The sequence below is a fragment of the Nocardioides sp. L-11A genome (assembly GCA_029961745.1).
Lineage (GTDB): Bacteria > Actinomycetota > Actinomycetes > Propionibacteriales > Nocardioidaceae > Nocardioides.
This window is the reverse complement of sequence record CP124680.1, coordinates 2,219,425-2,233,174: the sequence shown is the minus strand read 5'-3', so window position 1 is coordinate 2,233,174 and position 13,750 is coordinate 2,219,425. Positions and strand designations below refer to the sequence as shown.

Below are 13,750 nucleotides of genomic sequence, written 5' to 3'. Positions count from 1 at the left end.
GGCGGTGGACGGAGCGCAGAAGGCCGGATCCTCGCGGATCCGGCCTTCTGTCTGTCTCTCGGTGGACCTCCGTAGCAGCTTCTCAAACCCCCGGAAGCCGCTCGGATCGCTGATTTCCCGTGTGCTACGGGGTTCTCGGGCTCGTCGGCCGCGCGCTCGGGATGCTCGGATGACCGATGAGCGCGGTCCCGTGCGTGGGAAATCGCGTCAGTCTCAAACCCGTTTAAGCGTCTCGAATCGAGCCGAGCTGATCGCCGGGTACGCCGATGGTGTGCCCGTGCGGGAGCTGGCGGCGCGGTTCAACGTGCACCGCGGCACTGTGCGGGAGATAGCTCGGCAGGCGGGCTTGGCAGCGCGTCGACCGGAGTTGCCGGACGCGATCCGACAGGACGCCGCTCATCTCTATGCGGGTGGGATGACGCTCGCTCAGGTCGCCGCGCGACACGCAGTCAGCAACGAGGCCGTGCGGTCGGCGGTGATCGCGTGCGGTGGGACGATCCGTGCTGGCGGTCGTCGCCGGCCAGGTGCCTGAGTTCTCACACCTCACCGGATACCTATCGCGTTCACCACGGCACGCTCTTCGGCGTCGTCTGCTTCGGCGGGCGAGTTGGCGCGCTCGCGACGGGCGGTGACGGACTCGCGGACACGGGCGCGGATTAGGAGCACAGCGCTGACCGGCCCGATCCAGAGCATCTTGAGCATGTTCCAGATTGCCCACAGCACTATGAGGTGGAACCATCCGGGGGCGCCGTCCTCGATGAGTTGGACACAGACGTTCGCAATCAGGACGTACGGGATCGCCAGAAGCATCGCGGGGATACCCCACTTCAAACCACGGCGGGTGCGGATCGCATCCAGCAGGATGTTGGTGGGCATGTAGCGTCGCAGGAAGTAGCGGGTGTGGACGCTGACGGCCCAGATCAGACGGATCATGGTCTTTCCTCTCCATCGCACAGTGCATCTGGTGAGGCAGTGCGTTGAAGAGTGACCCAGGGGTCTGCCGCGAGCGGCGCGCTACAGAGGAGAAATCCGCCTCAACGCCGAGTCTACGCCCGGGCCGGACAGGACGGAAGGGACGGGCGAACTCGCTCCGAGCACGGGTCGATCGCCGGTAGCTGGATCGCGGTTATCGGTAGGAGCTGGGTGTGTTGGCCCATTTGGCGCGAGCGCGTTCCATGACCTTGCGAGCGCCGCTGTGATTCATCCTCCAGCGGGCGACGGCGAAGCTGACGTCGTAGGCATCTGCTGCCTCCTCGTCGGTGGCGTTCGCTCGGGCGAGCCGGAATGCTCCGTCGTTGGGAATCAACATCTCCCCTGAGAGCCAGTCGGCTTCGGCTTCTTGGTCGCCGCCGAGCCCGCACTTCCGCTCGTCGGAAAGAGAGACGCCGAACTTGTGCTCCAGGACGACGTGGGCGAGTTCGTGGCACATGGTGGTGCGACGACGGGTCAGGGGCTGAGCGTCGTTCTCCAGGATGACCACGCCACTCCCGTTCGGGATCAGCGCCCCGGACAGTGCGCTTCCGTCCGCTCGCAGGAAGTGGTCGCGCGCCACACCATCGAGGTCGCTGAGTTGGACGACGGGGATGCCGTACTCAGACGCGAAGGCGTAGGGGTCGAACGGCGCATGGGCGTCGAGGCCGATCTCGGCCCGTAGCTCCAGCGCGAGACTCTTCGCCTCGGTCTTGAATCCTCGACGCACGAGTCATCCCTGGGCCCGTGCACGTTCGATGGTCGCGCCGATGACTTGTTGCAGGTACTTGACGTCGGTCTCGCTGAGGTCCTTCCGGGCGCGCAGGAGCGGTGCGAGCTGGGCCATGAGGTCGGGTTCGCGGTCGTCGTTGGCGTCACGTTCTCCCTCGTGCTCGAAGAAGTCCTCGGCCGGAAGGCGGAGCCAGGCGATGATCGTGGCGAAGCCGTCGGTGTCCGGCTTGAGGCCGTTGCCGAGCCGGGAGAGCAAAGAAGGGCTCACGCCGATCTCGCCAGCTAGCGCTCGCCAGGAGAGTTGGCGCTCTTGACGCGCGGCGTCTAGGGCGGAGTAGAGCGCGGCCGTGTTGATCGTGGTCTTGGCCATGCAACCAGTGTGTCACATCTGCGACAGCACGTCGCGTCCGACACGGAGTGTGTTAGAATTGAAACGCAGCATCGAGTCTAGAACGCTGAGGAGGTGAGGAGCATGGCAGGCAAGCGAGGGCGCAGCGCGGTCACGGGTCGGTTCGTGAAGCAGTCCACGGTGAGGCGTCACCCGAAGACCACGACCAACGAGACCACCGGCAAGCGCGGCAAGAAGAAGTAGCAACGAGCCGCACCCTGCTCGACGCAGCAATGTCGGTGGCAGTAACTACGGTGATCGAACAGACGAACCAACCAGGAGAACGACTATGAGCGTGACGGACGCCTTCAGGACCTTTCAGAACGTCGTGAACGCTGACATCACACACGTCCGCGAAGCGCGCGCTCGCCGCGATCTCTTCAAGGGCGCCTTCGGCACCGAGGACGATGTGGAGGAAGTCCTAGCGTCCGGATCGCTCGCGCGAGGGACACACAAGGACCCGATCCATGACGTCGATGTGATCGTCGTCTTCGATCAGGACGAACATCCTGAGTGGGGATCACTGGGAGGCTCCGCTGCGGACGCTCTCGATCACACCCGCGAGCGTGTCAACACTTTGCTCGGAGCGACTAACGGCACACACGACCAGGCGGTCCGACTGGCCCGGTGGCGCAACCATGCCGTCAAGTGCTTCCTGGATGACCCCGATGATCCTGACGCTTTCACGGTTGATGCCATGCCAGCACTTCGCCGCGATGGGCGGCTCCTCATTCCTGAAGCGCTCTCAGAAGACTGGGTCGCTTGCGACCCCGAGTTCCTAATCGCCGAGGTCGCGGATAGGCACGCACAGTGGAACAAGTTCGCTGGCACTGTTCGGATGCTCAAGTGGTGGGCTGCCGAGCAAGACACCAAGATCAAGTCTCTCGTCATGGAGGTCCTCGCGCTCGACTTCCTGCCGACGGACGTCAACCAGCCCGCTGCGATCAAGCAGTTCTTCGTGAGCGCCTGCTACCACATTGAGGGCGGGAACGAAGTCGCCGATCCTGCTGGGCTCTGTGGACCGATTCAGCCTGATATCGACTACGGCGAGTTCGCCGACGCTCTGCGGTCCGCACGAGACAACGCCATCAAGGCGTTCCAGGCACAGGCGAACAATGACACTGCGGCTGCGATCAAGCACTGGGGTGAGGTGTTTGGGGACGACTTCCCGAAGCCTCCTGCCCCCACTGGCAACCCGGCGCCTGCGGTCGTGCCCGCTGCGCCCCGGCCGGTGAAGGACACTCCGCAGGGATGACTCACGCAACAGTGCCGGATCGCGGCACGGGCATCACGGCGCTCAACCCCGTGCTCTGGACTGAGCGTGAACCTGTGCGATTGGCGCGCGATCAGAATGAGGTCCAGGCGTTCGCGCCGTTGCTCGAATACCAGAGTCCAGCAGACGACGGCTTGCCGCACGGCGGATGGCTCGGCGTCCTCCCCCGCTGGCCTTTCGAGCGGCCACAGCCCGAAGCTCTCGATGAGCTGCTTGGGGACCAGGAACTGCGAGTGCTCGTCATCTACTCCGCGGCCCACCCGATGGTTCCGCCGACCATCTACTCCCTTGATCCGGAGCCGTCGATCTGGGAACAGACACAGTCGGCATGGCACGTAGCTCCAGGAGGATCGCTCTGTCTGCTCCAGAGCGATGGCGGCTGGCAGCCCGAGGCCAGCCTCACCGAGCTTCTGGCGAAGGCGGCGGGCTGGCGGATCGAGTACGCCCTCATGAAGGCTGGAGTCATCAATGAGATGTCGGTCAATGGCATCGTCTCTGACCCCTCGCACGACCACCTGATTGACCGAGCGATTCAGCGAGCAGCTCCAACACCGGACCCGACCGGGGCGGGAGACACAAATGTCTCCTCGTAACCCCTACATCGTGATGCCCAGAGACGCGGTCACCAAGATCGCAGGCTCCGACCTGTCGGGCGGATCGCTGGTGCTCCGCCGCGTTCCCGCGGACGATATGTACGTCGTCCAGACCGTGGAAACCGGCAAAGACATCCGTCTTCCAGCCGAAGTCCCACGCGAGTACGCCGCGCTTCGTTCAGGTGACCCCCACCATGCGGCTCAGTGGATCAGGGTGGCACCGAACGACGCCCATCTTCACCATCTCTTCTTGTCCAGACGCCCCGATATCTCCATAGGGTTCAAAGAATTCAGGGAGCTGGTGCCGGGCGTTGCCGACCCCGGCAACAACCTTGGCGTGGTCGTCACTCACGACTCCGATCTTCCACCGGAGCTGGTGGAGGCCGGTGCCTCGGAGTTTGCGGGCTGGGCTGTCCGGCGCAGCGGTGTGGAACCGCTCGCTATCGAGATCGAGCCAGAAGTTCTTGGCCTGGCACAGTTGGCTGGCAAGTGGCCGATCGAGCAGCTCGCCGCCAACAGCATCATGGTCGTGGGCTGCGGCAGCATCGGGAGCGCCGCAGCAGAGGCGCTCGCAGGATACGGACTCGGACATGTGGAACTTGTCGACCCGGACCGATTCCTCTGGCACAACATGCTCCGCCACACTCTCGGCGCCGAAAGCGTCGGTCGGTTCAAGGTGGCGGCCATGAAAGATCACCTCGCCCAGCACTGGCCGCAACAGACAGTGGTTGCCCACCGACGCGACGTGGTTGCCGAGGCCCACTACATCCGGCCCATCGTCGACCGCGTCGATCTGGTGCTCTGTGCCGCAGACGGTATTGCTCCCAGGCGTGTCGTCAGCCACCTCTCCAGGCGCGCACGGAAGCCGGCGATCTTGGCGTGCGTGCTCGACAATGGCTCGATCGGAGAAGTCATCAGGCTGCGACCAACACCCCGGTTCGGATGTCTCCTCTGTCTACGGCAGCAGCTTGCAGATCAGGGAGCGATGGACGCTGAGGCGGATCAGGAGTTGGATTACGGCACCGGGCGCATCCACCAGCCGATGACGGCTGTGCCACCTGATCTCCGATACGTCGGCACGTTCGCCGCAAAAGTAGCGATCGCGACACTGCTGGAGTCGCTTCACGGTGACCACACCCAGCAGGTTCCCGGGGAACACGCCATCATCGGTCTCCGACCAGCAGGTGACCTCGCAGCCCCTTTCGACCTCAGCCAAGCCGGCGATGTTCAGTGGTCGTCCATCCCCAGACCCCGTGCATCGTGCCCGACCTGCTCGCCAGGATGACAGGTCGAAGGGAGCTGCCTCCGGTGACGATCACTGACGTCGCACTCAGCGCGATCGCGCGCGAGGCGTTGCGGTCCGCCGATGGACTCGAAACTGGCGGCATCCTGCTCGGGAAGGACGCGACTGAAGGGATCGACATCCGACATGCCGGCGGACCTGGACCCAACGCCACCCGCGGCGAACGCACCTTCATGCGAGACCTCGACCATGCCCGGCGTCTCGCGGACTACGCCTGGTCGGAGGACCGTAGCCAGTGGATTGGCGAATGGCACACCCACCCGAGCGGAGGACTCTCCCCGAGCGAGGTTGATCTCCACTCCTACATGCGCCATCTGCACGACCCCGAACTGGGGTTCGACAAGTTCGTCGCGATCATCGCTGGATTCGATTCATCGGCACGAGTGGTTGTTGCAATTTGGCTCGTAGAACGGGACCGCATCTTGCCAGTGGTACCCGAGAGGCTTCCTACGGCGCCTGCTGTAAACAGCCCGCACGCCAGTGACGCGGTGAGGCACGCCACCTTCGTAACTGAAGAACACAAGGAGACGCCATGACATCCGATTCCGCCGCCCCTGACCCGGCAGACCCCGTCTTCATCTCGTACCGCCAGAAAGACGGTACTGGTGTTGCTGGGGAGCTCGCCTGGCTCCTCCGGGCCGCCGGCATCCCTGTCTGGCGGGACCGAGACGATCTGCCGCCAGGCGACACCGAGGCCCGACTCAAGCAAGCGATAGCGGCCGGCATCTCCGGCGGCGTTCTCGTGACGACACCGGACGTGGTGAACAGCAGAGTCGTGAAGACGCTGGAAGCACCCCGACTCCTTGAGCTACACCGCGACCACGAAGTGTTTGCACTCGGCATCATCAACTCGGTGAAAAAAGACGACGGCGGAACAGATTACGACGCTCCTGACCGGCTCCTAGAGATTCGTCCCGGCACCTTGAGCGGTGTAGATCAGCAATCCGCCGAGCGCGATGGCCTGCTGGCATTGATCCGCGGTTTGGTCTGGCACCGGATCGCGTCTCTTCGCAAGCGAATCGAGGCAACCGACCAGACGTTCCACCTGAGCCTCCAGACCAGGAATACCCCACAGGTCTATGACCGAACCGGTGACGAACTGGACATCCGGCTCAGGCCCTCCGCTCACGAACGGCTTCCGAGCGCCGATGGGCTCCGAGATCTCAAGCACACCATCGGTCTCCTCCCCGATGCCGTGACCCGTTCCGGGGCACATCGCCTACGTGTTGCTGGAGGGGCTCATCTCTCAGTGGCCTTCGCGGTCGGGGCGGGCTTACCTTCGTCTCGAATCGGACACATGGACGTGATCGACCAACAGGGCACCACCTGGGCGAGCGATGGCGAAGCGCGGTTCATCACGCAACCGCAAGTGCAAATCGCAGATCAAGGCGGCGATCCATCTGCAATCACGACCGGCCGCCCCTCCGTAGCCGTGTATGTCGATCTCCTGCCCCAACGCAGCGACACCGCCTTCACCCGCTATATCGAAGATCATAGGCCGATTCTCGCGGCCTGGCGTCATATCACAAGTGCGAGCGGCACACTCCTCGACCCCGCTGATGCAGGCCTGATCGCCGCTGATGTCGCCGCGCACATCCGTGCCCTGTCGAACGACAACTCCAACGCCGAGGTGCATCTCCTGCTGCGGTGCCCGTTCCCACTTGCGCTTCTCATTGGGCGATTGACGAACACCTTGCGCGTAGTAGTCCATGAATGGGACGACTCCGACCCCATCGACGGTGACGACTACCGCGCAAGGTACGTGCCCACCCTGCGCGTACGTACATCTGCAAGCTCAGGTGTCATCGAAGACGTGCTCCTCCCGGACGCGTCTTGACTGCGCCAGCCGACCTTGCGGTCGCCCGTAACACCATGTTGAGCGTCACTCTCGCGTGGAGGATTCGCTCGAGGTTTAGACAACGGCGTTCCGAAGGGCACGGGCGTCTGTGAGCTTCTCGCGCGACCCGGGCTTGCCCTACTCGGCATTCACTCAAGCGTGCCGCACCTTCAAACCCAGCGAGCTGATCCCGGCGATCGCGCGGGCCTCGGCAGCGCTTGGCGAACCGCCGTACTCAGATGCTGTGAAACATCGGATGCCGCCGTGGGGATTGGCTGCGGCCGCGCGAGATTCGCTTCTATACGGCAATGAGTATCGCTCGAAGCCCGTCGATGAGACGGCGCTGCAGAAGCTGATGCACAAGTTCCAGATCGCGATGGACATCGACGATGCCGATGTCGGGTCCGCGGACTTTCTCGTCAGACTGATGACTCGGGTCACGTACGAGCAGTTCCCCTACCAGGAGTCGATGTTCGAGGAACTTGCTCGCTCACACGCCTGGATGGTCGAGGGCCTGCCCGACGTCGAGACCCGAGTGATCACGGAGGACTCGCTGGCGGACATGCTCGACGGAGTTCCGTTCCGCGAGGCGATGGGCGCGACGTTCTTCCTCCAAGTGGGTGCCTTCCAGAACGGTGGAGCATACAAGCCTGGCTGGCTGGATCAGCCAAACTTCACTGAAGTGCTCAAGCTCTATCCGCGGACGAACATAGAGAAGATCGCCTCTCGACTTACCACGACACCCGCAGGGTTTCGGACTGCTTTCAACGACCACTCGGTCGGAACAGCCACAGCGGCCCGGTTCGATTACAACCCGTTGATGGCGACGCCGTTCGTGGACATGGGCGACGGAGAGCCGGTTGCCCCAGCGACCCGTCTGATCATGCGGACGGTCACGCCGGGAGGCTTGTACTACGCCGGGATGACCAAGCACGGCAAGGCTTTCGCGGATGATCTCGGAGGTCTGTTCGAGCACTACATTGGTCGACAACTCAGACTGATCGAGGACGCGGAGGTCGAACCCGAGATTGTCTTCGGCAAGGGTGGCGGTCATAAGAGCGTTGACTGGTTTGTGATCCTGCCCAATCTGGTCATCTTGGTTGAGGTCAAGTCTCGCCGCCTCGGCCCGGCAGCACGGGCCGGCGATGCGACGCTGATGAACTCGCTCAGCGAGACCCTAGGCGGCGCACGGCGGCAGTTGACCCGTACGGTCAGCCATCTCGCTGACAATCACTCAGCGTTCACGAACATCCCAACCGACCGCCCCATGTTGGGGTTGATCGTCACGGCGGAGCCGTTCTATACCGGAGCCGCCTACCTTCTCGACCATGACGTTGCGGCCATCCCTGGCGGGAGGCTCCCAGATGTTCCTGTAGCCGCAGCGAGCGCGCGTGAAGTCGAGTGGCTCGTGACGCACGGCAAAGACGTTGAGCCGCTGCTCCTCGCAGAGATCGCGAAGAGTGCAGGAGGTGTCGTCAGCCTGCGTGACATCGGTAAGAAGGCTGATACCGAGAATCCGATCCTGTCGAGCGCTTGGAATGCGTATCCTTGGCCGACCGGCAAAGGACGCGGCGACGGAGAATCATCAGCGACGCCGTCCGGCAACGGCTGACCCTCACAGTCGGATCAAGTCGACTGCGAGCTTCGGAAGTGCCGAATCGCGCCACACTTACAACGAGCGCTCGACATCCTCGCGTCCCGGTGAATGCTGCGGTACATCGGTCGCTTGGTTGATGAAACCACGTACTCGATCGAGAGCAGCTCGTGCACGGGCGGCGTCGATGCTCTGCGCCGTGGACTGCGGCGGCGGCCCCAACGGTCGGTCATCCGTGACGCCGTACCTGTCGCGGTAGGCCGCGACGGCGCGCCCGTAACGTCGCCACGCAGCGGCCTGGCGCTGATCGCGGAGCGGCTCGCCAAGATGCTGCACCCACGACTCGCCCGTCTCGCGTGCGGTGTCGAGCACGGCATCAGCGCGAGCTTCGATCATCAGGCGCCGCTCATCAAGGGCGTGACGCATGTCGCGGGTCATTGGCCCGTCCGCGGACGGGAGCAGTCCGACGATCAGCCGTGGCATCTTGCGGGTGCGGCCCGAGCCGGCCGGGCGTGCGGTGGCGCGCGCGACCCGGTAGTGCAGGACTGAGGCGATGTCGTCAGCATCGGCGAACCCGCGCGCGGCGACCAGCCGCGGGAACAGCCGGTCGAGGTCGTGATGGTTGGCTTCGGCGCGGCGCAGTTCGGCGGTGAGTGCCCCGAACGCCTCCGACTCGATCGCGGCGTCGGCCTGTTCGGCGGTGAGCCCGGAGTCGCGGATGAGGGTGGCCCAGCGGTCTCGTTGGGCTGCGGCGGCGATGGTCTCGTACTCGGCGGCGAGCTGGGCGATCGAGCCCCAATGCTCGTGTTCGGCGGTGATGGTCTCGTGCGCGGACAGCTCGGCGCCGACGTGTTGCAGGACTCCGTAGAGGACGGACCGGCCAGTGGCGTCGGGGTTGTCGCCCGGATGCGGGTGGGCGTGCTCGTCGGGCCGGTCGAGGATCACGTAGGCGTGGTTGGCGTGCTTGCCGCGGGTCATCGCGACGTAGAAGTTCTCCCGCGTGGTTGTGGGCTCGACCAGGGCGTGTGAGGTGTCGACGGTGACCCCTTGCGCCCTGTGAGCGGTGACCGCGTAACCCAGATCGACGTGATCGGCCACGTAGGCGGTGGGGAGGACGATGGAGCCGCCGAACCGGCGGCCGGTCTTGCGGATCGTGATCGAGCCGTCGTCGCGAACGCCGGTGATGGTCCAGGTGTCTCCGTTGCGCACCCAGGTCTTCCCGTTGCGGAGGCGTCGGTCGTTGCGGCGGGTGATGATCGTGTCCCCGACCCCAGCAGCGGTCCCGTCTGTGAGTTCTACCTCCCGGCCGGGCTTCAACGTGCCGTCGAGAATCAGATCGGCACGTGCGCGCTGGTTGAGGGCGCTCACGTCGTCGCGGGTCTCGGCCACCAGCACCGACACCAAGCCTTGGTTTCGGTCGGCGCGCCATGCGGTGTAGGAGGCGTCGGTCATCGCCTCGGCGTCGCCGTCGTGGATGCGGTCGTGGTCGAGGTAGGTGTCGATCACCTCGGTGCGGCCGTGGCGCAGGGCGAGGGAGGCGGTCTTCTCCCACTCGTTGGTGAACCGGTGCACGTCGACCAGCTCGGGTGCATGGTCTCGGTCACCCACGAGGAGCCCGAAGGCGCCGCCGGCGTCCACGGACTGGAGCTGGGCGAAGTCGCCCACCAGCAGCACCTTCGCCCCGGCTCGTTCGGCCAGGTGCGCGATGCGATCCAACGAGAGGGTGCCGGCAAGGGAGGCTTCGTCGATGATGACGAGCTGACCCGCCTGGAAGTCCTCGCCGTGGACGAGGTGGTTCTGCCACCACTTCGCGGTGTTCTCCGTCGCGATCCCGAGGTCCTCGGCGAGGACCTGCGCGGCCACCGCGGACGGTGCGAGCCCGACCACGGACCCGGCGCCGTGCGCCTTCTCCCATGCCCGGCGCAGCGCGGACATTGCCGTCGTCTTGCCGGCCCCGGCCGGTCCGACCAGCACATCGAGGACACGGCCGGAGACCGCGATCTTCATGAGAGCGTCGGCCTGGTCCTCGCCAAGCATCCGACCCTCCGCATCGGGACGAGCGGTGATCTTCTCGACCGTCGCCAGCGGCACCGTCGGGCCGGTCGTGGTGCGGGAGCGGTCGAGTAGCCGGTCCTCGGCGGCCAGCAGTAGCTCGGAGGAGAACACGGTGGAGTGCTTGGGCCGGAACACGCTCGTGCCGTCCACCCGCCAGAAGGCGGCGGGGCTCGTGGCGAGGTCGGGCGGCGTCAGCCGCAACGATGCCTGTTCGGCGGCCTCGGCGATCATGCCGACGATTGCTTCGCGGTCTTGCATGGTGGCGAAGCGCCAACCCATCGTCTGCCGGGACGCCTCGGCCATCAGGTTCCACCTGCGCCACGTGGAGCGCTTCTCACCCACCACCTCGACCACCGACTGACCGAGGTCGACGATCGCATCCAGTGGCACGTCATCGGCTCGCAGCAGCAGCGTCTTGTCGTTGTCGGTGATCGTGCGTGCCCATCCGGCGGCGTCGTGGCCGAGCACGCCGGTGGCGCGGGTGCGCCACTCGGCAGTCAGGTCGGCCAGCGACCGCACCTTCTTCTCCGGGCGCGTGGCGAGGGTAGCTTGGGCGCGGAGCTTGATGATCGTGGCTGTGGAGGGTTGGCGGCCGTACTTGGCGACGTACTCGGCGATGAGTCTGTTCTTCTCGGCGTCGATGTGCCGGGAACGGGTGGAAAACTCCTGGACCAGCTCCTCCGGGACGGTGCTGACTGCCCACGCCGGGTTGCGGTCTCGCCCCATGTCGCGGGCTTCCCATTCGACGCCGAAGGTGCGGGTCATGTGGTCGGCGAACACCGCCTCGTGCAGCTCCGACAGGGCGACCACGGCAGCATGCATCGGCCGACCATCCAAGCTCCGCGACTTGCCGTCGAACGCGGTCTGCACCTTGTTGGAGATGACGACGTGAGTGTGCAAGTGCGGGTCGCCGGCGCGCGAGTCGAAGTGATCGAACGCCGTCGCCACCAACCCCGTGACGTCGACCTGCGCAACAGCACCGTTACCGGCGGTTGCACCCGAGCGGGTGGCTGCGACCTCGCGCTCCATGAACGCAACCACCTCCGCAACCGCCGCATGATGCGCCTCACCGATGAGCGCCTTCGTCCCCGCGTCGGCGACCGCCCACAACACCGAGGCGGACTTCGGGACCGAGAAGGTGAAGTCGAACCCGGCCACCGCGCGCCGTCTGCCGCGCTCGGTCTCCTCAGCCTCGATCCGCGCGACCGCCTCACCCTTCGCACCCGGACTCAGGCCCGGGTCGAGATCGGCGATCCGGGCCTCGATTCGTTCCGGCACGGACTTGTAGGCGGGGAACGCGTGCCCGAGTGAGTCGCCGGTGATCGGGTCACGGCCCATGCCCATCAAGAGCTGGAGCTGGGCCTCCGAAACCCGATCACCAACCGCGAGCTGCCCCTTGCCGAGTGAGACGACGCCGGACCCGAGCCACTGGCCCGGCGGTGTACCCGCCTCCACGTAATACCTCGTCAAAGGCGTGGACAACTCGCGGTCGCCGTCCACGGCCGCGATCGTGCGCAGCAGGTACTTGTAGCCATCGCCCGCCGACATCACGCGCATCGAGACCGTCACCATGCCACCGCCTTTCGACGATCAGGTGAGCGGGCGTTGACCGCGCGAACGCGCCGTCAACTTTGGTTGACAAACCTCGACCTGCAAGACGCGTGGCAGCTCCGACGACGGGCGGAACGCGAGGCGGATCGGTCTCGGCCCGACGGCCGGGAGTGGGCGTGCCTTGTCGTGTCGTCAGCGAGGCGTCGGCGGCGGTTGAGCGGAGTCGTGCACCTGCCAGGTGATCAGCCCGGCGAAGGGCTCCGTGAGGGGTTCGGGTCCGGGGTCACCGAGCTGCCGGAGCCCACATGCACGACCACAACCCTTCTGATGGGCATCGTCTGCGGGTCGGTCGCTGTTCTCCGGGCACGGCGGGCTCGACCTCGCCGTCGAGCACGTCTTCAACGCCGAGACCGTCTGGTTCTCGGAACTCAATGAACCCGTCGCCCGCGTCTTCGCCGACCACTGGCCCGAGCCTCCGAACCTCGGGGACATCACCACCATCGACTGGCATGCGGTCAAGCCGGTGGACATCCTCTGCGGCGGGTTCCCCTGCCAGTCCGTATCGACGGTCGGCAAGCGCGCCGGTCTCACTCCTGGCGCGGCCGCTGGGCTCCGGTCCCACATGGCCGCCGCGATCGAGGCATTGCAACCCCGGCTCGTGGTGATCGAGAACGTCCGCGGGTTGCTGTCCACCCCAGCCCAGCGCATCACCTCGGAAGGCACCGACCATGAACAACGCAACTCTGGTAACGCAACCCCCGAGCAGGATGCGGCCGCAACCCTTCGCTATCTGGAACCCGACCCGCGGCATCTGGGAGACGATGCAACCCGACCTCTGAGGGCTCTTGGCGCCGTTCTCGGCGATCTGGTCGACCTGCGGCGAGACGCACGATGGGTCGGCCTACCGGCTTCGCTTGTCGGCGCTTCTCACCACCGGTTTCGCATCTTCATCCTCGCCCATCCCCAAGACCCTGTTCCGCACTCCGTTGGCCCCGGACTCCTCCCGCGGTGGGGAGGCCCTGGACCGGGTGCGTGCCAGACGGGGCACGATCGCGCTGTCACACCAGGTCATCGACCTGGCTCTGCACGGACCCGATGGCTTACCGAACAAGAACGACGAGTCAGAGACGCTGTGGTCGCTGATCGAGCACAGCTTCGACAATGGGGACGCTACGCCGACGCCATCGCCCGATGGGAACACATCACCGGCCGAACAGCCCCGGCACCAGTCCTCCTGAACGACGACATTGGACCACGGCCAGCATCGGAGTTCGCGGAGTGGCTCATGGGCCTCCCCGCAGGCTGGGTCACCGACTCTGGACACAGGCTCGCCCCGAATCAGCAGATCGCGGCGCTCGGCAATGGAGTGCTGCCGTTGCAGGCAGCGGCGGCGCTCACCTCTAGCAGGTGACACTCCTGGCGAACGGTGCTGCCAGTCGGCCGTCACCACCGGTA

At 65.4% G+C, this 13,750-nt stretch carries 11 protein-coding genes; 7 read left to right on the top strand and 4 right to left on the bottom strand.

Annotated elements, in window-relative coordinates:
• Positions 1-169 precede the first annotated feature (169 nt).
• The gene (locus tag QJ852_10625) at positions 170-532 is read left to right on the top strand and encodes a hypothetical protein (protein WGX98883.1); all 363 of its coding nucleotides are present in this window, start codon (positions 170-172) and stop codon (positions 530-532) included.
• An 11-nt stretch (positions 533-543) separates the two neighbouring features.
• On the opposite strand, the gene QJ852_10620 is transcribed toward QJ852_10625, so the two are convergent.
• From QJ852_10620 to QJ852_10610, 3 genes are all read right to left on the bottom strand, one after another.
• The gene (locus tag QJ852_10620) at positions 544-933 is read right to left on the bottom strand and encodes a sulfate permease (protein WGX98882.1); all 390 of its coding nucleotides are present in this window, start codon (positions 931-933) and stop codon (positions 544-546) included.
• A gap of 193 nt (positions 934-1,126) precedes the next feature.
• Complete coding sequence (locus QJ852_10615) at positions 1,127-1,699, bottom strand: ImmA/IrrE family metallo-endopeptidase (GenBank protein WGX98881.1); 573 nt, start codon at positions 1,697-1,699, stop codon at positions 1,127-1,129.
• Between the two features lie 3 nt (positions 1,700-1,702).
• Entirely contained in the window at positions 1,703-2,071 is a 369-nt protein-coding gene (locus QJ852_10610; GenBank protein WGX98880.1) for a helix-turn-helix domain-containing protein, read from the bottom strand.
• Between the two features lie 307 nt (positions 2,072-2,378).
• On the opposite strand from QJ852_10610, the gene QJ852_10605 reads away from it, so the two are divergent.
• The 6 genes from QJ852_10605 (at position 2,379) to QJ852_10580 (ending at position 8,707) form a co-directional block, all read left to right on the top strand.
• A complete protein-coding gene (locus QJ852_10605; protein WGX98879.1) occupies positions 2,379-3,344 on the top strand; it encodes a nucleotidyltransferase domain-containing protein in 966 nt (321 codons plus the stop codon).
• Complete coding sequence (locus QJ852_10600; protein WGX98878.1) at positions 3,341-3,955, top strand: hypothetical protein; 615 nt, start codon at positions 3,341-3,343, stop codon at positions 3,953-3,955. Before QJ852_10605 ends, QJ852_10600 begins: the two co-directional genes overlap by 4 nt.
• On the top strand, positions 3,942-5,240 hold the full coding sequence (locus tag QJ852_10595) for a ThiF family adenylyltransferase (GenBank protein WGX98877.1): 1,299 nt from the start codon (positions 3,942-3,944) through the stop codon (positions 5,238-5,240). Before QJ852_10600 ends, QJ852_10595 begins: the two co-directional genes overlap by 14 nt.
• Positions 5,241-5,263: 23 nt before the next feature.
• Positions 5,264-5,794, top strand: coding sequence for a Mov34/MPN/PAD-1 family protein (locus tag QJ852_10590; protein WGX98876.1), 531 nt, complete (start codon positions 5,264-5,266; stop codon positions 5,792-5,794).
• Entirely contained in the window at positions 5,791-7,095 is a 1,305-nt protein-coding gene (locus QJ852_10585; protein ID WGX98875.1) for an SAVED domain-containing protein, read from the top strand. The genes QJ852_10590 and QJ852_10585 overlap by 4 nt, the downstream gene beginning before the upstream one ends.
• Positions 7,096-7,204: 109 nt before the next feature.
• Positions 7,205-8,707 carry a hypothetical protein gene (locus QJ852_10580; GenBank protein ID WGX98874.1) on the top strand — a complete coding sequence of 501 codons (1,503 nt, stop codon included), beginning with the start codon at positions 7,205-7,207 and terminating at the stop codon, positions 8,705-8,707.
• A gap of 57 nt (positions 8,708-8,764) precedes the next feature.
• On the opposite strand, the gene mobF is transcribed toward QJ852_10580, so the two are convergent.
• The gene (gene mobF / locus QJ852_10575) at positions 8,765-12,316 is read right to left on the bottom strand and encodes a MobF family relaxase (protein WGX98873.1); all 3,552 of its coding nucleotides are present in this window, start codon (positions 12,314-12,316) and stop codon (positions 8,765-8,767) included.
• Between the last annotated feature and the right edge of the window lie 1,434 nt (positions 12,317-13,750).